The organism is Mycobacterium sp. 050272, assembly GCF_039023525.1.
In the GTDB taxonomy this organism is placed as follows: Bacteria; Actinomycetota; Actinomycetes; order Mycobacteriales; family Mycobacteriaceae; genus Mycobacterium.
On the sequence record NZ_JBCHKV010000005.1, the window covers coordinates 261,982 to 279,592 of the forward strand.

General features: G+C 65.8%; 17 protein-coding genes. 7 read left to right on the forward strand and 10 right to left on the reverse strand.

Translation table 11 applies throughout. From position 1 onward, the window contains the following. Nucleotides 1-2 precede the first annotated feature (2 nt). Nucleotides 3-1,175: a radical SAM family heme chaperone HemW gene (hemW, locus tag AAHS21_RS13255; RefSeq protein WP_342928117.1), complete on the reverse strand. Its 1,173-nt coding sequence runs from the start codon at nucleotides 1,173-1,175 to the stop codon at nucleotides 3-5. Between the two features lie 508 nt (nucleotides 1,176-1,683). On the opposite strand from hemW, the gene AAHS21_RS13260 reads away from it, so the two are divergent. Genes AAHS21_RS13260 through AAHS21_RS13275 form a run of 4 tightly spaced genes read left to right on the forward strand, consistent with a single transcriptional unit; the run spans nucleotide 1,684 to nucleotide 5,177 of the window. After that, nucleotides 1,684-3,354, forward strand: a complete 1,671-nt coding sequence (locus AAHS21_RS13260) for a nitrite/sulfite reductase (RefSeq protein ID WP_342928118.1) — start codon at nucleotides 1,684-1,686, stop codon at nucleotides 3,352-3,354. Next, a complete protein-coding gene (locus tag AAHS21_RS13265; protein WP_342928119.1) occupies nucleotides 3,351-4,094 on the forward strand; it encodes a phosphoadenylyl-sulfate reductase in 744 nt (247 codons plus the stop codon). The genes AAHS21_RS13260 and AAHS21_RS13265 overlap by 4 nt, the downstream gene beginning before the upstream one ends. Next, entirely contained in the window at nucleotides 4,073-4,804 is a 732-nt protein-coding gene (locus AAHS21_RS13270) for a sirohydrochlorin chelatase (protein WP_342928120.1), read from the forward strand. Before AAHS21_RS13265 ends, AAHS21_RS13270 begins: the two co-directional genes overlap by 22 nt. Before the next feature lie 46 nt (nucleotides 4,805-4,850). Further along, nucleotides 4,851-5,177, forward strand: coding sequence for a hypothetical protein (locus tag AAHS21_RS13275; RefSeq protein WP_342928121.1), 327 nt, complete (start codon nucleotides 4,851-4,853; stop codon nucleotides 5,175-5,177). Nucleotides 5,178-5,180: 3 nt separating this feature from the next. Here the strand turns inward: AAHS21_RS13275 and AAHS21_RS13280 are convergent, their stop codons facing one another. The 5 genes from AAHS21_RS13280 to AAHS21_RS13300 form a co-directional block, all read right to left on the reverse strand. After that, the gene (locus tag AAHS21_RS13280; RefSeq protein WP_342928122.1) at nucleotides 5,181-6,254 is read right to left on the reverse strand and encodes a sulfate ABC transporter ATP-binding protein; all 1,074 of its coding nucleotides are present in this window, start codon (nucleotides 6,252-6,254) and stop codon (nucleotides 5,181-5,183) included. Nucleotides 6,255-6,269: 15 nt separating this feature from the next. Continuing rightward, nucleotides 6,270-7,088, reverse strand: coding sequence for a sulfate ABC transporter permease subunit CysW (gene cysW / locus AAHS21_RS13285; RefSeq protein WP_342928123.1), 819 nt, complete (start codon nucleotides 7,086-7,088; stop codon nucleotides 6,270-6,272). Continuing rightward, complete coding sequence (gene cysT / locus AAHS21_RS13290) at nucleotides 7,085-7,966, reverse strand: sulfate ABC transporter permease subunit CysT (RefSeq protein WP_342928124.1); 882 nt, start codon at nucleotides 7,964-7,966, stop codon at nucleotides 7,085-7,087. Before cysT ends, cysW begins: the two co-directional genes overlap by 4 nt. Then, a complete protein-coding gene (locus AAHS21_RS13295) occupies nucleotides 7,963-9,000 on the reverse strand; it encodes a sulfate ABC transporter substrate-binding protein (RefSeq protein WP_342928125.1) in 1,038 nt (345 codons plus the stop codon). Before AAHS21_RS13295 ends, cysT begins: the two co-directional genes overlap by 4 nt. A gap of 320 nt (nucleotides 9,001-9,320) precedes the next feature. Then, nucleotides 9,321-9,515 (reverse strand): hypothetical protein, encoded by a 195-nt coding sequence (locus AAHS21_RS13300; RefSeq protein WP_342928126.1) that lies wholly within the window; start codon nucleotides 9,513-9,515, stop codon nucleotides 9,321-9,323. A 55-nt stretch (nucleotides 9,516-9,570) separates the two neighbouring features. Here AAHS21_RS13300 and AAHS21_RS13305 point away from each other — a divergent pair, with 55 nt between their 5' ends. Beyond that, nucleotides 9,571-10,797, forward strand: coding sequence for an FAD-dependent oxidoreductase (locus AAHS21_RS13305; RefSeq protein WP_342928127.1), 1,227 nt, complete (start codon nucleotides 9,571-9,573; stop codon nucleotides 10,795-10,797). A 74-nt stretch (nucleotides 10,798-10,871) separates the two neighbouring features. Next, nucleotides 10,872-12,911: a glycoside hydrolase family 15 protein gene (locus AAHS21_RS13310; RefSeq protein WP_342928128.1), complete on the forward strand. Its 2,040-nt coding sequence runs from the start codon at nucleotides 10,872-10,874 to the stop codon at nucleotides 12,909-12,911. A gap of 53 nt (nucleotides 12,912-12,964) precedes the next feature. On the opposite strand, the gene AAHS21_RS13315 is transcribed toward AAHS21_RS13310, so the two are convergent. From AAHS21_RS13315 to lepA, 3 genes are read right to left on the reverse strand one after another with little or no spacing between them, the layout of a single operon-like run. After that, entirely contained in the window at nucleotides 12,965-13,684 is a 720-nt protein-coding gene (locus AAHS21_RS13315) for a sensor domain-containing protein (RefSeq protein ID WP_342928129.1), read from the reverse strand. 46 nt (nucleotides 13,685-13,730) lie between these two features. Next, nucleotides 13,731-14,462: a sensor domain-containing protein gene (locus tag AAHS21_RS13320; RefSeq protein WP_342928130.1), complete on the reverse strand. Its 732-nt coding sequence runs from the start codon at nucleotides 14,460-14,462 to the stop codon at nucleotides 13,731-13,733. After that, the gene (lepA, locus tag AAHS21_RS13325; RefSeq protein WP_342928131.1) at nucleotides 14,459-16,387 is read right to left on the reverse strand and encodes a translation elongation factor 4; all 1,929 of its coding nucleotides are present in this window, start codon (nucleotides 16,385-16,387) and stop codon (nucleotides 14,459-14,461) included. The genes AAHS21_RS13320 and lepA overlap by 4 nt, the downstream gene beginning before the upstream one ends. 45 nt (nucleotides 16,388-16,432) lie before the next feature. Here lepA and AAHS21_RS13330 point away from each other — a divergent pair, with 45 nt between their 5' ends. Next, a complete protein-coding gene (locus AAHS21_RS13330) occupies nucleotides 16,433-17,035 on the forward strand; it encodes a type II toxin-antitoxin system PemK/MazF family toxin (RefSeq protein WP_342928132.1) in 603 nt (200 codons plus the stop codon). A 92-nt stretch (nucleotides 17,036-17,127) separates the two neighbouring features. On the opposite strand, the gene AAHS21_RS13335 is transcribed toward AAHS21_RS13330, so the two are convergent. After that, complete coding sequence (locus tag AAHS21_RS13335) at nucleotides 17,128-17,556, reverse strand: CBS domain-containing protein (RefSeq protein ID WP_342928133.1); 429 nt, start codon at nucleotides 17,554-17,556, stop codon at nucleotides 17,128-17,130. Nucleotides 17,557-17,611: the final 55 nt, after the last annotated feature.

Sequence of the window (17,611 nt, forward strand, 5' to 3'; positions counted from 1 at the left end):
CGTCACCCCAGCAGGGTCCGCACCACCCCGTCGGCCAGCAACCGGCCGCGTGCAGTGAGGACCAGCCGGTCGCCGTCGGCCACCAGCAAGCCGTCGGCGACAACGGTTTTGGCTCGCTCGCGTTCGGCGGCGCTCAGCGCCTCCAACGAAAGCCCCTGACGCATACGGGTTTTCAGTAGCACGTCCTCGGTGTGCAACGCCTCGGCGTCCAGCTGCTCGAAGCCTGCTACGGGTAACGCGGAATCCGCCAGTATCTGCGCGTATGCGTTGGGGTGCTTGACGTTCCACCACCGCGTGGCGCCGACATACCCGTGCGCACCCGGCCCCGCGCCCCACCACTGACCACCGTCCCAATAGCCCACGTTGTGCCGGCACTCACCACCCGGCCGCGACCAGTTCGACACCTCATACCAATCGAAACCGGCGGCGGACAGGCGCGCGTCGAGCAGTTCGTAACGGTGCGCCAGCACGTCGTCGTCGGGTGCGGCCAGCTCACCGGTGCGGACCCGGCGCCCCAGCGCGGTCCCCTCCTCGACGACCAGTGCATACGCGGAGACATGGTCGACGCCGGTCGCGATCGCCGTATCGACCGAGCGCAGCAGCTCGTCGTCGGTCTCCCCCGGCGTGCCGTAGATGAGGTCAAGGCTGACGTGTTCGAAGCCCGCCTGCAGCGCCTCGCGGGCCGCGGCCGCCGAACGGTTCGGCGTATGGATCCGGTCGAGGACACCCAGCACGAACGGGGACACCGACTGCATGCCGAGCGACACCCGGGTGTACCCGGCCGCTCGGGCGGCCTCGAAGAAGTCCGGCCAGGCCGATTCCGGGTTGGCCTCCGTGGTGATCTCAGCATCCGGCGCGAGCACGAAGTGTGCACGGACCATGTCGAGCAGCGCGACGATGCGCGCAGGTCCCAGCAGGGATGGGGTCCCGCCGCCGACGAACACCGTATTCACCGTCGGTGCATCCAGCCGCGCCGCGGCCAGCGCCAACTCGGTGCGCAGCGCCTCCAGCCAAGCGTCCGGGTTGACGCCGCCGAGCTCGGCCGGCGTGTAGGTGTTGAAATCGCAATACCCGCAACGAGTTATGCAGAACGGGACGTGGACGTACACCCCGAACGACTGCCCAGGACTGCGCTGTATGCCGGGAAGCTCAACCGGTGCCGCGCGAAGGGCCATGCCAAATGATTACACGTGCACCGGGGCACGCCAGCCGCTCGGCCACGGCGGGGGTGAGCAAATTCACCCCGGATGGCGGCGGATTGTACGAGTCACCTCACGGCGTCGCTGGGCGGACGGGATCGACGTGGCCTGAACGCACGGTCGGCCGATTGACCACGTCAGACGCCGGGCAGACCGGCCTCTCAGGGGTTTCTCGGTTTTGTCTATCCGATTACCCAGGATTACCGGGTAGTTTTGCTCATCGTGAGGGCAAATTTGACCTGGTGGCGCTGGCCGCCGCTATCCATGGCAGAATGGGCGCGTGACCGTCGCCCAGCCCAGCCAGCGCATTGCGCTAGTGGTTCGGCGGCACATCGATCTCAAACGTGTCTGCAGCTGTAGCTGTCCGGCTTGATGTCGTAGACCCGCCCACCTGTACGTCCAGCTGGCGCCGGATCTGCGCCCGCCGCAATTGACCGGTGAGTCGCGCGTCCACGCCTGCACAGCCCGCGAAGGAGATCTTCGAATGACCACAGCCCGTCCCGCCAAGGCACCTCGAAGCGAGGGCCAGTGGGCACTGGGAGAACGCGAGCCGCTGAACGCCAACGAGGAGTTCAAGCAGGCCGGCCCCCCGCTGGAAGTGCGTGAACGCATCTTGAATACGTACGCCAAAGACGGCTTCGACAGCATCGAAAAGAACGATCTGCGTGGCCGTATGCGCTGGTGGGGTTTGTACACCCAGCGCGAGCAGGGTTACGACGGCAGCTGGACCGGCGACGAGAACATGGACAAGCTCGAAGCCCGGTACTTCATGATGCGGGTGCGCTGCGACGGCGGCGCCCTCTCAGCCGGCGCGCTGCGCACCCTGGGCCAGATTTCCACCGAGTTCGCCCGCGACACCGCTGACATCTCCGATCGGGAGAACGTGCAATACCACTGGATCCGGGTGGAGGACGTCCCGGAGATCTGGCGGCGGCTGGCCAAGGTCGGATTGCAGACCGCCGAGGCGTGCGGCGACTGCCCGCGCGTGATCCTGGGCTCACCGCTGGCCGGTGAGTCGCTCGACGAGGTGCTCGACCCGACGTGGGCGATCGACGAGATCGTCAAGCGCTACATCGGTCAGCCGGAATTCGCCGACCTACCGCGCAAGTACAAGACCGCGATCTCGGGTCTGCAGGACGTGGTGCACGAGGTCAACGACATCGCGTTCATCGGCGTCAACCACCCCGAGCACGGCCCGGGCCTGGATGTGTGGGTAGGAGGCGGGCTGTCCACCAACCCGATGCTGGGCCAGCGCCTCGGCGCGTGGGTGCCCCTGGCAGAGGTGCCCGAGGTATGGGCCGCGGTCACCTCGGTGTTCCGCGACTACGGGTACCGGCGGTTGCGTGCCAAGGCGCGGCTGAAGTTCCTGCTCAAGGACTGGGGCGTAGAAAAATTTCGTGAAGTTCTCGAACAGGAGTACCTCAAGCGCCCGCTGATCGACGGCCCGGCCCCCGAGCCGGTCACGCACCCGATCGACCACGTCGGAGTGCAGCGGCTCAAGAACGGACTCAACGCCGTCGGTGTCGCCGCGATCGCGGGCCGGGTCTCCGGGACCATCCTCTCCGCGGTGGCCGACCTGGCCGAACAGGCGGGTTCGGACCGGATCCGGTTCACCCCCTACCAGAAGCTGGTCATCCTCGACATCCCCGACGACAAGCTCGACAACTTCGTCGCCGGCCTCGAGGCCCTCGGATTGCAGGCGAACCCGTCGCACTGGCGGCGGAACCTAATGGCCTGCACCGGGATTGAATTCTGCAAGTTGTCCTTCGCCGAAACCCGGGTCAAGGCACAGACCTTGGTGCCAGAGCTGGAAAAGCGGCTCGATGACCTCAACTCGCGCCTCGACGTGCCGATCACCGTCAACATCAACGGCTGCCCCAACTCGTGTGCCCGAATTCAGGTCGCCGACATCGGCTTCAAGGGTCAGATGGTCGACGACGGCGACGGAAACTCGGTCGAGGGCTTCCAGGTGCATTTGGGCGGCAGCCTCGGACTGGACAGCGGATTCGGCCGAAAGCTGCGCCAGCACAAGGTGACCAGTGACGAGCTGGGCGACTACATCGATCGGGTGGTACGCAACTTCGTCAAGCACCGCAGCGAGGGAGAGCGGTTCGCGCAGTGGGCACTTCGTGCCGAGGAGGGCGACCTGCGATGAGCACCCAATCGACCGACCCGGAATACGCCGCACTGCGTGAGCTGGCCGCCCGGGGCGCGGCCGAACTCGATGGCGCCAGCGCTAGCGAGCTCCTGCGCTGGACGGATGCGAACTTCGGCGGTATCAACGGTCCACGCGGCTGGGCGACCTGCAATTACATCGTCGCCTCCAATATGCAAGACGCCGTTCTGGTGGATCTGGCGTCCAAGGTGCGCCCGGGCGTGCCGGTGCTGTTCCTGGACACCGGCTATCACTTCGTCGAAACCGTCGGTACCCGGGATGCGATCGAATCCGTCTACGACGTGCGGGTTCTCAACGTCACGCCGGAGCACACGGTGGCCGAGCAGGACAAGCTGAAGGGCAAGGACCTGTTCGCGCGGGACCCCGGTGAATGCTGCCGGCTACGCAAGGTCGCCCCGCTGAGCAAAGCTCTCAGCGGTTACTCCGCGTGGGTGACCGGGATACGCCGGGTCGAGGCACCGACCCGCGCGAACGCGCCGCTGATCAGCTTCGACGAAGCATTCAAGCTGGTGAAGATCAACCCGCTGGCGGCATGGACCGACGAAGATATGCAGGCCTATATCGACGAGCACGATGTGTTGGTCAATCCGCTTGTCTACGAGGGTTATCCGTCGATCGGCTGCGCCCCCTGCACGGCCAAGCCCGCCGAGGGCGCCGACCCGCGCAGCGGACGCTGGCAGGGGCAGGCCAAAACCGAATGCGGATTGCACGCGTCGTGAACACGCTCGTCCTGACCGCACACGGGAGCAAGGATCCACGGTCGGGGGCCAATGCACGGGCCGTCGCCGCCCAGTTGATGCGCTTGCGGCCAAACCTCGATGTGCGACTGGCCTTCCTGGAACACAGCTCACCGAGCCTGGCCGATGTCCTCACGTCGGTAGATGGCCCGGCCGTCGTCACTCCGTTGCTGTTGGCCAACGCGTACCACGCCCGCGTCGACATTCCCGCCCAGATCGCCAATTGCGTTGCGAACCAACAAGTGTGGCAGGCGCCGGTGCTCGGCGAGGACGACCGGATGGTGGCGTTGCTGCGCCGGCGCGTGACCGAGCTGGGTGTCTCGCGCCGCGACGAGGGCGTCGGTGTCCTCGTCGTGGCGATCGGCACCTCCGACTTGGCGGTGAACGCGCGTACCGGCCGGGTCGCGCCAAAGCTGTTGGCGGGCACGTCTTGGGCGGGGGCAACGACCGCGTTCGCCACCCAACAGGAACGTTCGCTCTCCGAAGCGTTGGGCAGGTTGCGCCGCCAGCGCGCCCAGCGGGTAGTCGTCGCGCCGTGGTTCCTGGCGCCGGGACTCATCCCGGATCGGGTGCAGAGATTCGCCGCCAAGGCCGGCATCGAGATGGCGGCCCCGCTGGGCGCCGACCGGTTGGTGGCCGAGACGGTGCTCGATCGCTTCACCGCGACGGCCACCGGCCAGATCGCGGCCTGAGCGGCCTGACGGTACGTCAAATCGCTTGCGGCACTACCATGGCGCAATGGGCGATTACGAACCACGTGGACTCGCCGAGCATCTGGCCGGCCTGCCGCACTTCCACGTCGTCGCCCTGAACCGGAACAACGAGGTTATCTACAGCGACGGCCTGACGTGGCCCGGCGCGGAAGGATTCGCCGCGGACCTGATCTCACCCGCGCCGGGCGCCCCCGTCCCCGAAGTCGAACTCGAAGCGGTGTGGATTGTCGAAACCGATCCACGAAGGTGCCCATTCGCCCACGGCGACGACACGGTTGAGTCCGACGAGCTGACGGTGACCGAGTACATCGAGCGCCTGACCCAGCAACCGCCCTATTGGTCGCTGCAATAACTCTCAGGCCGACGTCAACGTGCTCTGTTCTTCGTCGGCTCCGCCGGACGGCGCGACAGCAGCGATGCTGGCGGGCACCCGGGTGGCGCGCACGTAGACGGTGTCCCCGTCCTTGAGGGCCAGCGCCTCGGCGTCGCCCCGGGTGATTTGGGCGGTGAAACTGCCGCCGGTGGCCGCGCTGGTCAACTCGACGCGCACCTCGAATCCCAATGCCACGACACGGTCGACGGTAGCGCGGACGACTCCGATCGATTCGGCGGTGCCGTCACCGCCGGCGATCGCCATCTCGGGATTGCGACCGACCCGAATGTCATGCGGGCGAACCAAATTGCCGTTCAGTGTCGAGACCGCACCGAGAAACGACATCACGAACGCGTTCGCCGGGGCGTCGTAAACCTCGGTCGGGGACCCGACCTGCTCGATACGGCCCTTGTTGAGCACCGCGATCCGATCGGCGACATCCAGCGCCTCGGCTTGGTCGTGAGTGACCAGCACCGTGGTGACGTGGACCTCGTCGTGCAACCGGCGTAGCCAGGCGCGCAGATCCTCGCGAACCTTGGCGTCCAGCGCCCCGAACGGCTCGTCGAGCAGCAGCACCTGCGGGTCGACGGCCAAAGCGCGCGCCAGCGCCATACGCTGTCGCTGACCACCGGACAACTGGTTGGGATAGCGCCCCTGAAACCCGCTGAGCCCCACGACTTCCAGCAGGTTGTCGACCTTCTCCTTGATTTCGGCCTTGGGACGCTTGCGAATCTTCAATCCGTACGCGACATTGTCGCGGACCGTCATGTGCTTGAACGCGGCGTAATGCTGGAACACGAATCCGATGCCGCGCCGCTGCGGCGGCACCCGCGTAACGTCACGGCCGTTGATCGTGATCGTGCCGGTGTCGGGCTGGTCGAGACCCGCGATGGTGCGCAGCAGGGTTGACTTGCCGGAACCGCTGGGGCCGAGCAGGGCCGTCAGCGAGCCGGTGGGGACCACGAAGTCCACATGCTCCAATGCGACGAAATCACCGTAGCGTTTATTGGCATCGCGCACGGTGATCGCCAGGTCGCCGGTTTTGGCGTCAGTCATGTCCCAATCTCCTTGTCAGGCCTTGCTCGCCACTCGTGCCCGGCGGGCATCGAGAATCACCTGGACGATGAGCACGGCCACGGCAACACCCATCAACAACGTCGACAATGCGTAGGCACCGTATTCGGCCCCACGGTTGTAGCGATCAGAGACCAGCAGCGTCAGCGTCTGCGACTTGCCCGGGAGGTTGGACGACACGATGGTCACCGCACCGTATTCACCGAGAGTACGAGCGATGGTCAACACGATGCCGTAGGTCAGACCCCACCGGATGGATGGCAGCGTGATCCGCCAAAAGGTTTGCCACCAGCCAGAACCCAGGGTGGCCGCCGCTTCCTCCTGGTCGGTTCCCAGCTCATGCAGCACCGGCTCGACCTCACGCACCACGAACGGCAGCGTGACGAAGATGCTGGCAAGCACGATGCCGGGCAGGCCGAAGATGATTTTAAAACCCAGGTCTCGTTCCACGAAGCCGAGCGCACCGGCCGACCCCCACAGCACGATCAGGGCGACACCAACGACGACAGGCGAGACGGCGAACGGCAGGTCGATGACCGCCTGCAGCACGCCTTTGCCGCGGAACCTGTTGCGCGCCAAGACAAGTGCGGTGGGAATGCCGAAGAAGACGTTCAGTGGCACCACGATGGCCACCACCAGCAGTGACAAGTCCAGCGCTGATATCGCCGCCGGGGTGCTGATCCAGTCGACGAACTGACCGAACCCTGGCGCGAACGTCCGCCACAAGATCACCGCCACCGGGATGATCAGCAGCACCGCGACATAGGCCAACGCGACATAGCGAGTGAGGTAACGAACCCAGCGTGACGATGTCACTGCGCCCGCTCCTCGTGTCGGGCCGCCCGCGCGCCGACCAGACGTAGGACGAACAGCACCACAAAGGAAAGCAGCAGCAGCACAATCGAAATCGCTGCCGCCCCGGTGCGGTCGTCATTCTCGATCAATGTGCGTATCCACTGCGACGACACCTCGGTCTTGCCCGGTACCGCGCCGCCGATCAGGACCACCGAACCGAATTCGCCGATGGCCCGCGAAAACGCCAGGCCGGCACCGGACAACAACGACGGCAGCAGCGCGGGCAACACGACCGAGGTGAAGACCTTGGGCCCGCTGGCGCCCAGCGACGCGGCGGCCTCCTCGGTTTCCCGGTCGATTTCCAGGAGCACCGGTTGAACGGCGCGCACCACGAACGGCAGCGTGACGAACGCCAGCGCCACCGCCACACCCCAGGCGGTGTGCTGAAGATGCAGGCCGACCGGGCTGTTTTTCCCGTACAGAGCCAGCATGACCAGGCTTGCGACGATCGTCGGCAATGCGAACGGCAGGTCGATGATCGCGTCCACGAGACGCTTTCCGGGGAAGTCGTCACGCACCAGCACCCAGGCGATCAGCAGGCCGAAGAGCAGGTTGACCACCGTGACCCCGACGGAGATGGTCAGCGTCACGCGAAACGAGTCGATTGCGGCACGCGATGTGACGGCCTCCGCGAACGCCTGCCAGCCACCACCGGCGGCCTGCCACACGATGGCCGCCAGCGGCAGCAGCACGATCACCGAGAGCCACAGCGTCGCCACCCCGACGCGAAGCGACGAGGTGCCGCCGCGCCCGAAAGCCCGCGCGACCTTGTGGGTCTCACCGGGCGCGTTGAGTTCGGGCCGAACAGCTTTCGGGTCCGGGGGCGTCGTCACGGTCATCCGGTGGCCTTCGTATAGATCTTGGTGATGCTGCCGTTGCTCTTGTCGAACAGCTGCGGATCGACCGTCGCCCAGCCGCCCAGGTCGGCGATGGTCCAGAGCTTCGGCGGCAACGGGAACTGGTCGGCGAATTCGGCGGCGACCGACGGGTCGACCGGCCGAAAACCTGCCTGCGCCCACAACCTCTGCGCAGCGGCCGTGTATTGGAAGTTGCGGAACGCGGTGGCGATGTCGAGGTGCGGGCTCGTTGTCACCAGCGCCAGCGGGTTTTCGATCTTGAAGGTCTGCGGTGGGGTGATGTGCTCGACCGGCTTGCCTTGTCGCTCAGTGGCGATGGCCTCGTTCTCATAACTGATCAACACGTCGCCGCTGCCTTGGACGAAAACGTCGGTGGCTTCTCGCCCCGACCCGGGTCGCAATTTCACGTGGTCGCGCACCAATCGGCTGATGAAGTCGATTCCCGCTTGGGCATTGCGGCCACCTTCGCTCTTGGCGGCGTACGGGGCCAGCAGATTCCATTTGGCCGAGCCGGAACTCAACGGGCTGGGCGTGATGACCTCGATGCCGGGCCGCAACAGGTCATCCCAATCCCTGATGTTCTTCGGATTGCCTTTGCGCACTACGAAAGTCACCACCGACCCGAACGGGATGCCCTTGGTCGCGTCGGTGTTCCACTCCTTGGAAACCTTGCCCGCCTTGACCAATCGCGTCACGTCCGGCTCCACCGAGAAGTTCACCAGGTCGGCCGGCTTGCCTTCGGCAACGCCGCGGGACTGGTCACCCGAGGCGCCGTAGGAGGTGATCACCTGCACGCTCTTGCCCTCTTGGGAGTTGTTGAACGCGGGAATCACCTTGCTCCATCCGGGTTCTGGAGCGGAGTAGGCGACCAGGGTGATCGTGGTGTGCGCGCCCGAGGGCCCGCTGCCGCCAACGACATCGCTGGGGCCACCGCCGCAGGCCGCGACGACACCGACGATCAGTGCGAGCGCGACAAGAGGCCGCCAGCGCGGTGCGCCGGCGTTGTCGATAAGCATTGACGGCCTTTCGGTGCGGGCTTACGGATTTCGGTCCGTTGCTGCGGAAAGGCGATCAAACGTCAGGGGAATTCGCGGACTCCCTACCAAACCGCGCGCGGGTGGTAGTCAGCGACAACAGTGCACGAAGACATCACATTCCGGGGCTTCGGATGTCAGGTGCATGGCGCGAAGCCTAACAGGAATTCGCTGACCCGCCACCGGACCGGGTGGCGTCGCACGTCGGCGCGCCCACCTCAGTGCGTCACCCACCAGGCGACGATCACCAACACCACGAGCGTGACGAGAACCAACGTCACGTGAGAACGGGGCATCGCCGGTTACCTGGTCGTCCCGTCGGTCTGACGCGCGCGCTGCATCAATTCGAGGCCTTTGCTGAGCACGGCGTCCAGCGCCACCGCCGTGAGGTAGGCGACCGCCAGCACGACGGGCATCACCACCATGGCCTGCAGCACGAAGGGAAGTCCGGAAAGCCACAGCTCATTTCCGTCCCACCAATTGAGAAACCCGTTCACCCGGCTCACACTATTCGTCCGAGCTGTGGAAACACCAATGTGTCAAGATCGGCGAGTGCCTGTCGCATCCGAGGAAACTACCTGTGTCATCGCCGGCGGCGGTCCAGCCGGAATGGTGCTTGGCCTGCTGTTAGCGCGGGCCGGTGTAAGAGTCACGGTGATGGAAAAACACGCAGACTTCCTGCGTGACTTCCGGGGCGACACCGTGCACGCGAGCACGTTGCGCCTGCTCGACGAACTCGGTTTGGGCTCGCGCTTCACCCAGCTCCCGCATCGCCTGATCGACAGCATCACATTGGAGATGCAGGGCCAACCGCTGAACCTCGATTTGTCCCGGCTGCCGGGCGCGCACCAGCACATCGCCCTGGTGCCGCAGTGGGACTTCCTGGAGATGTTGGCCACCGCGGCCGAGGCGGAACCCAGCTTCCGGTTGCTGCGCAGCACCGAAGTGACCGGGGTGGTGCGCGACGGCAACCGCGTCACCGGCGTCACCTATCGCGACTCGAACGGCGAAAGCAAGCAGATGCGCGCCCTGCTGACAGTGGCCTGCGACGGGCGCGGATCCACGGTGCGCTCCGCGCTCGGATTCCAACCGCGGCGGTTCGGCGCCCCGATGGACGTGTGGTGGTTCCGGTTGCCTCGTCATGCCGACGACCCGAGCGGGCTGGCCGGCATGTTCGTGGCCGGACACGGAATCATCATGATCGACCGCGGCGACTACTACCAGATCGCCTACATCATTCCGAAGGGCGCCGATGCCGACCTACGCGGCCAGGGCATCGAAGCGTTGCACCGGGTGCTGGTGGATCTGGTGCCCTGGCTCGCCGACCGAGTCGGCACGCTGACTTCGTTCGATGACGTGAAACTACTTGACGTGCAACTCAATCGGCTCCGCCGGTGGTACACCGACGGCGCCCTGTGCATCGGCGACGCGGCGCACGCGATGTCGCCGGTCGGCGGTGTCGGGATCAACCTCGCGGTCGCCGACGCGGTGGCCGCCGCGCGCCTGCTGGCCGGTCCGCTGCGAGCCGGCCGGGTTTCGACCCTGGAGCTGTTGCGGGTGCAGGTGCGCCGCTGGATACCCACGGCGATCATCCAGGCGGTACAGCGGACAATCCACGCCCAGGTGGTCGCCGACGTGGTGGCCGGAAGCGACGGCGAAGCGCCCCGGGGCGTGCGACTGGCCGGCCGGCTGCCGTCCTTGCGGCGATTCCTTGCCTACCTGGTGGCGATCGGTCCGCTGCCCGAACACGCACCGAAGTTTGCCCGGTCGACCAGCTGATCCGCCGGTCGCCGCCACGCCAGCGGCTGGACAAAAAATGGACGCCGGGCACCTCGACAGATGATGATGGCGGGATGGTCATGCACGCCGAACCCGCCGACCAGCCCGCCAACGGGGAGCCCGAGCAGTCATTTTCTTCCGCGCGCCAACCACCGCTGGCTTCGCCGCTCGATTTCAGCGCCGCGGCTCCGTTCACCTCCAGCAGCTCGCTGCGCAACCCGTTTCCGCCGATCGCCGACTACGCATTCCTGTCCGACTGGGAAACGACGTGCCTGATCTCCCCCGCCGGTTCGGTCGAGTGGCTGTGCGTGCCCCGGCCGGACTCGCCGAGCGTGTTCGGCGCGATCCTGGACCGCAGCGCGGGCCATTTCCGGCTCGGCCCGTACGGCGTCTCGGTGCCCTCGGCGCGCCGCTACCTGCCCGGCAGCCTGATCATGGAAACCACCTGGCAGACCCATACCGGCTGGCTGATCGTGCGCGACGCGCTGGTGATGGGCCCCTGGCATGACATCGAGCGCCGGTCGAAGACCCACCGCCGCACGCCGATGGACTGGGATGCCGAGCACATCCTGCTGCGCACGGTGCGCTGCGTCAGTGGCACCGTCGAGCTGGTCATGAGCTGCGAACCGGCGTTCGACTACCACCGCATCGGCCCCGCCTGGGAATACTCCGCCCATGCATACGGCGAGGTGCTCGCGCGCGCCAGCAAGCAGCCCGACGACCACCCGCAGCTGCGCCTGACCAGCAACCTGAACATCGGGCTGGAGGGCCGCGAGGCGCGGGCGCGCACCCGGATGAAGGAGGGCGACGATGTGTTCGTCGCGCTCAGCTGGACCAAGCACCCGGCGCCGCAGACCTATGAAGAGGCCGCCGAGAAAATGTGGCAGACCACCGAGTGCTGGCGCCAATGGATCAACATCGGCAACTTCCCCGACCATCCGTGGCGGGCCTATCTGCAGCGCAGTGCGCTCACCCTGAAGGGCTTGACCTACTCCCCGACCGGCGCGCTGCTGGCCGCCAGCACCACGTCGCTGCCGGAGACGCCGCAGGGCGAGCGCAACTGGGACTACCGCTACGCCTGGATCCGCGACTCGACCTTCGCGTTGTGGGGTCTGTACACGCTGGGCCTGGATCGCGAGGCCGACGACTTCTTCGCGTTCATCGCCGACGTGTCGGGCGCCAACAACAACGAGCGTCATCCTCTGCAGGTGATGTATGGGGTCGGTGGCGAGCGCAGCCTGGTCGAAGAGGAACTGAACCATCTGTCCGGCTATGACCACGCGCGGCCGGTGCGGATCGGAAACGGCGCCTATGACCAGATCCAGCACGACATTTGGGGCTCGATCCTGGACTCGTTCTATCTGCACGCCAAGTCACGCGAACAGGTTCCGGAGACATTGTGGCCGGTGCTCAAGAAGCAGGTGGAGGAGGCTATCGCGCACTGGCGCGAGCCCGATCGCGGCATCTGGGAAGTGCGCGGGGAGCCGCAGCACTTCACGTCGTCGAAGGTGATGTGCTGGGTGGCACTCGACCGCGGCTCCAAACTGGCCGAGCGCCAAGGCGAGAAGAGCTATGCCCAGCAGTGGCGGGTCATCGCCGAGGAGATCAAGGCCGACATTCTGAAGAACGGCGTGGACTCCCGCGGTGTTTTCACCCAGCGTTACGGCAGTGACGCGCTGGATGCCTCATTGTTGCTGGTAGTGCTGACGCGATTCCTGCCGCCCGACGACCCGCGGGTGCGCAACACGGTGCTGGCGATTGCCAACGAACTCACCGAGGAAGGCCTGGTGCTGCGCTACCGGGTCGAGCAGACCGACGACGGGCTGTCCGGCGAGGAAGGCACGTTCACGATCTGCTCGTTCTGGCTGGTGTCCGCGCTGGTCGAGATCGGCGAGGTGGCGCGGGCCAAGCGGCTGTGCGAGCGGCTGCTGTCCTACGCCAGCCCGCTGCATCTCTACGCCGAGGAGATCGAACCGCGCACCGGCCGGCACCTGGGCAACTTTCCGCAAGCGTTCACCCACCTGGCACTGATCAACGCGGTCGTGCACGTGATTCGCGCCGAGGAGGAATCCGACGGCTCTGGGATGTTCCAGCCCGCCAACGCGCCTATGTAAAGGCTCGGGTAACGAAAGTCGTTACCCGGCTTGGAAATACAGGTGTAGCCGCGTCAGCTCAACGCGCTGACCCTGTCCATCAAAGCGTGCGCGATGGTAACGGCTTCGGTCTGGGCGGGCGGCTGCTCCGACAGCGCGCTGGTGCCGACATAGGCGACCTCGACCTCGACCAGGCAGTTCCCCCGCACCCCGAGGGCGCGCACTTCCGGGACGGCATGCAGGATCGATTGCGCATCAGGATTCTTCGAGATGTTCGCCGCGGCAACCGAATCCGCAACGCGGACATTCGTCACGACGTTCTCTACGAAACTGCTGGAGGGCACCGACACCGTTTTGCCATCGCAGTGCCGCCACTGGTCGTTGAATGTTGCGAACAACGCGTTTGCGTCCGCCCGCGTGGGCAGCGCGATGACGCCCTCGGCGATGTCGGCGGCTGTGGCCGGGTCGCCCTCCTGCTGCCACAGCTGCGTCGCGATGTTCTTCACCCCCGCGGACTGGTAGACGCTTTTCTGTGTCATGTAGATCACCCCTAGACACTCGGTGGGTGAAACGTCTGGATAGGCGTCGTCCAGTATCTCGGCACCGCCGAAGACCGGCGGGAATTGCGAGATGGCCTGGAGACGTCGGTCGAGGAGTTTCGACAAGGTGGCGGCATCCAGCGGTACCTGCCTGACTGTTTCACCAATCACCGGATGCGGCACCAGGTTCGGCGCCGGCCTGGCCGCGCCGCCGACAACCGCATCGCAGCCGGCCGCCAGGGCGGCGACGGCCATCAGCGTGGCCGCCGGTTTCAGGATGCGCATGGCTACTTTTAGCACGTCAGCTCAGCGCGAGCCGGTCCAGCATGGCGTGCGCAATGTAGGCGGCGGTGGTGTTGATGTCCGCGGTCCCCCGGGCCGCGAAGTTGCCATTACCGAAGAAGCGCACCTCGACCTCGACCAGGTACTTGCCCCGTACCCCAAGGGCGCGAGCTACCGGTATCGACGCCAAGATCGAGTGCTCGTGTGGGTGCATCAAAATGCGTGCTTGGACAACGGAATCCGCGACGTGGACGTCGGAGATGACATTTCGCGCGGAGATGACGGAGTTCGCGACCAGTGTGGTGCCGTCACATCCCTGCCACTGATTAGTAAACCTCGCGAATGCCGCGCCGGCGTCTTTCGCAGAGCGAAACGCGATCACGCCCTCGTCGACGCTGTCCACCTGCGCGTCGGAGTGACGATCGGTCGTCCACATCTCGTCGGCAACGTCCTGTACCGGTGCGGCCTGATAGACGGTCTTCTGCATCATGAACGCGACGCCGATGCACTCCGGCGGCTTGGCGTCTTCCCAACCGGATCTGAACTTTTCGCTGCCGCCGTAGGACGGCGGGAAGGGTGGGGCGCTGTTGAACGGTTGAGCTAGCAGCTTGGCCAGCGTGGCACCGTCGAGCATGAGCCGCGTGATCGAGGCCCCCGGCGCCGGGACCGCTTTGCCGTCGATCACGGCGGCGCACCCGGTGACCAGCAGCACCGCAGCCAGCGGTGCCGCCCGCCACCGCCGGCGGGTCATTTCTTGGCTTTGTCCCCCGCGGCATCGGTGGACAGCGCCGCGACGAATGCCTCTTGCGGAACATCAACGCGCCCAATCGTTTTCATCCGCTTCTTGCCTTCCTTCTGCTTTTCCAGAAGTTTGCGCTTACGCGTGATGTCTCCCCCATAACACTTGGAGAGCACGTCTTTGCGGATCGCGCGAATATTCTCGCGCGCAATGATTTTGGATCCGATCGCGGCCTGCACCGGCACCTCGAACTGCTGGCGCGGAATCAGCTCCTTCAGCTTGGTGGTCATCTTGTTTCCATAAGCGAACGCCGAATCCTTATGAACGATCGCGGAAAACGCGTCTACCGCCTCGCCTTGCAGCAAGATGTCGACCTTGACCAACGAAGCTTCCTGCTCTCCGGCCTCCTCGTAATCCAGGCTGGCGTAGCCGCGGGTGCGCGACTTCAGCGAGTCGAAGAAGTCGAAGATGATCTCGCCCAACGGCATTGTGTAACGCAGCTCGACGCGCTCGGGCGACAGGTAGTCCATGCCGCCCAGCTCGCCGCGGCGCGACTGGCACAGCTCCATGATGGTTCCGATGAACTCGCTGGGAGCGATGACGGTGGTCTTGACCACCGGCTCGTACACCTCGCGGACCTTTCCCTCGGGCCAGTCCGACGGGTTGGTCACCACGATCTCGCTGTCGTCCTCCTTGATCACCCGGTACACCACGTTGGGCGACGTCGAGATCAGGTCCAGGTCGAATTCACGCTCCAGGCGTTCGCGAGTGATCTCCATGTGCAGCAAACCCAAAAAGCCACAACGGAATCCGAAGCCCAGCGCGACCGAGGTCTCGGGCTCGTAGGTCAACGCCGCGTCGTTGAGCTGCAGCTTGTCCAGAGCGTCGCGCAGGTCCGGGTAGTCCGAGCCGTCCACCGGATACAGTCCCGAGTAGACCATCGGCTTGGGTTCCCGGTAACCGGTCAGCGCCTCCTTGGCGCCGTTGCGCGCCGTCGTCACGGTGTCCCCGACCTTGGATTGGCGGACGTCCTTGACGCCGGTGATCAGGTACCCCACCTCGCCCACACCCAGCCCCGCGCTGGGCTTCGGTTCGGGCGAAACGATGCCGACCTCGAGCAGCTCGTGGGTGGCGCCGGTGGACATCATCAGGATGCGCTCACGTGGAACGATCTTGCCGTCCACCACGCGGACGTAGGTCACCACGCCGCGGTAGATGTCGTAGACCGAGTCGAAGATCATCGCGCGGGTCGGGGCGTCGGCGTCGCCCTGCGGGGGCGGCACCTCGCGCACCACGTGGTCGAGCAGGTCGGCCACGCCCTCGCCGGTCTTGCCGGAGACCCGCAGCACGTCGCCGGGGTCGCAACCGATGATGTGCGCGATCTCACCGGCATAGCGGTCCGGGTCGGCGGCCGGCAGGTCGATCTTGTTGAGCACCGGGATGATGTGCAGGTCGCGGTCCAGCGCCAGATACAGGTTTGCCAGCGTCTGGGCCTCGATGCCCTGCGCCGCGTCGACCAGCAGCACCGCGCCCTCGCACGCCTCCAGCGCGCGGGACACCTCGTAGGTGAAGTCGACGTGGCCCGGGGTGTCGATCAGGTGCAGGACGTAGTCGGTGCCATCGACCTGCCAGGGCAACCGGACGTTCTGCGCCTTGATGGTGATGCCGCGCTCCCGCTCGATGTCCATCCGGTCCAGGTACTGCGCACGCATCGACCGCTCGTCGACGACGCCGGTGAGCTGAAGCATCCGATCGGCCAGCGTGGACTTGCCATGGTCGATGTGAGCGATGATGCAGAAGTTCCTGATCTGCGCCGGCGCGGTGAAGGTCTTGTCGGCGAAACTGCTGATGGGGATCTCCTGGCGGGTGCTGTTGATGCTGCTTGACCGGCGGTTCGCGGGTACGTCCAGGGTATCTATGCAAGCTGGTCGGGACATACTCGGACACAGTCGCACCCGTGCACCGACGACTATGCTGCGACTATGGCGTCCAGCCGGAAATCGCAGTGGAAGACCTTCCAGCGGTTTGCCCAGAACGTCGTGGTCTACGGGGTTCCGCGTTTCATCCAGCAGGTTCAGACCGCGCACGCGGTCTACCGTGAAATCGAGCAAGTCGTCAAAACCACCGCGAACGCGCGCGCGTCCAGCAGCGACTCGCAGGCGACGTCGATCACCGAGGGCCGGCCGGTCACCAGCGACAGCTTTCCGACCGCGCAACGCGCCCGCAAGGTGGTCTACGCCCCAGACCTCGACGGGCGGGCCGATCCCGGGGAGATCGTCTGGACGTGGGTGGTCTACGAGGACGACCCCACCCAGGGCAAGGACCGCCCGGTCCTCGTCGTCGGCCGCGAGCGCGGCGTCCTGCTCGGACTCATGCTGTCCAGCCAGGAGCGCTATGCCTCCGACCCGGATTGGGTCGGGATCGGCACCGGCGATTGGGATTACGAGGGCAGGCAGAGCTGGGTGCGGCTGGATCGGGTGCTCGACGTGCCCGAGGAGGGCATTCGCCGCGAGGGCGCGATCCTGCAGCGCGAGGTCTTCGACGTGGTGGCCACGCGCCTGCGCACCGATTACGCCTGGCGGTAAGCCTTGGCGTTGCGTCGCGAGCGTAAGCGCACGGCCATGTGCGGCGCCGGATTTCGCAGTGTGCTTACGCTCGCAGGCATAGTCTCCCGCACTCAGCCCTGGGTGATGTAGGACTGCAGCTGCTGCTGTTCAGCCTCGAGCTCTTCCATGCGCGTCTTGACGACGTCACCGATGCTGACGATGCCGATCAGCTTCTTGCCGTCGAGTACGGGCACGTGACGCACCCGGTTCTTGGTCATCAGCACGCTGATCTCGTCGACCGTGTCGGACTTCGTGCACGTCGCAACGGTCGCGGTCATGATCTTGGAGATCGGCCGAGTTAGCATGCCGGGGCCATGTACGTGCAGTTGGCGCACCACGTCGCGCTCGGACACGATGCCGACGACTCCCTCGTCTCCGACCACCACCATGGCGCCGATGTTTTGCTCGGCGAGGCCGGCGAGCAATTCCCGGACCGTCGCGTCGGGATGGATCGTGGTGACCGCCGCGCCTTTGTTCCGCAAAACGTCCGCTATCCGCATCAAGCCTCCAGCTGGTTGTGATCTGCTTCACATCAGGCTACGGCTAACTCGCGCG

Coding starts and splice junctions, on each gene's coding strand:
- hemW (WP_342928117.1), bottom strand. CDS start 1,175: ATGGCCCTTCGCGCGGCACCGGTTGAGCTTCCCGGCATACAGCGCAGT.
- AAHS21_RS13260 (WP_342928118.1), top strand. CDS start 1,684: ATGACCACAGCCCGTCCCGCCAAGGCACCTCGAAGCGAGGGCCAGTGG.
- AAHS21_RS13265 (WP_342928119.1), top strand. CDS start 3,351: ATGAGCACCCAATCGACCGACCCGGAATACGCCGCACTGCGTGAGCTG.
- AAHS21_RS13270 (WP_342928120.1), top strand. CDS start 4,073: ATGCGGATTGCACGCGTCGTGAACACGCTCGTCCTGACCGCACACGGG.
- AAHS21_RS13275 (WP_342928121.1), top strand. CDS start 4,851: ATGGGCGATTACGAACCACGTGGACTCGCCGAGCATCTGGCCGGCCTG.
- AAHS21_RS13280 (WP_342928122.1), bottom strand. CDS start 6,254: ATGACTGACGCCAAAACCGGCGACCTGGCGATCACCGTGCGCGATGCC.
- cysT (WP_342928124.1), bottom strand. CDS start 7,966: ATGACCGTGACGACGCCCCCGGACCCGAAAGCTGTTCGGCCCGAACTC.
- AAHS21_RS13295 (WP_342928125.1), bottom strand. CDS start 9,000: ATGCTTATCGACAACGCCGGCGCACCGCGCTGGCGGCCTCTTGTCGCG.
- AAHS21_RS13310 (WP_342928128.1), top strand. CDS start 10,872: ATGGTCATGCACGCCGAACCCGCCGACCAGCCCGCCAACGGGGAGCCC.
- AAHS21_RS13315 (WP_342928129.1), bottom strand. CDS start 13,684: ATGGCCGTCGCCGCCCTGGCGGCCGGCTGCGATGCGGTTGTCGGCGGC.
- AAHS21_RS13320 (WP_342928130.1), bottom strand. CDS start 14,462: ATGACCCGCCGGCGGTGGCGGGCGGCACCGCTGGCTGCGGTGCTGCTG.
- lepA (WP_342928131.1), bottom strand. CDS start 16,387: ATGTCCCGACCAGCTTGCATAGATACCCTGGACGTACCCGCGAACCGC.
- AAHS21_RS13330 (WP_342928132.1), top strand. CDS start 16,433: ATGGCGTCCAGCCGGAAATCGCAGTGGAAGACCTTCCAGCGGTTTGCC.
- AAHS21_RS13335 (WP_342928133.1), bottom strand. CDS start 17,556: ATGCGGATAGCGGACGTTTTGCGGAACAAAGGCGCGGCGGTCACCACG.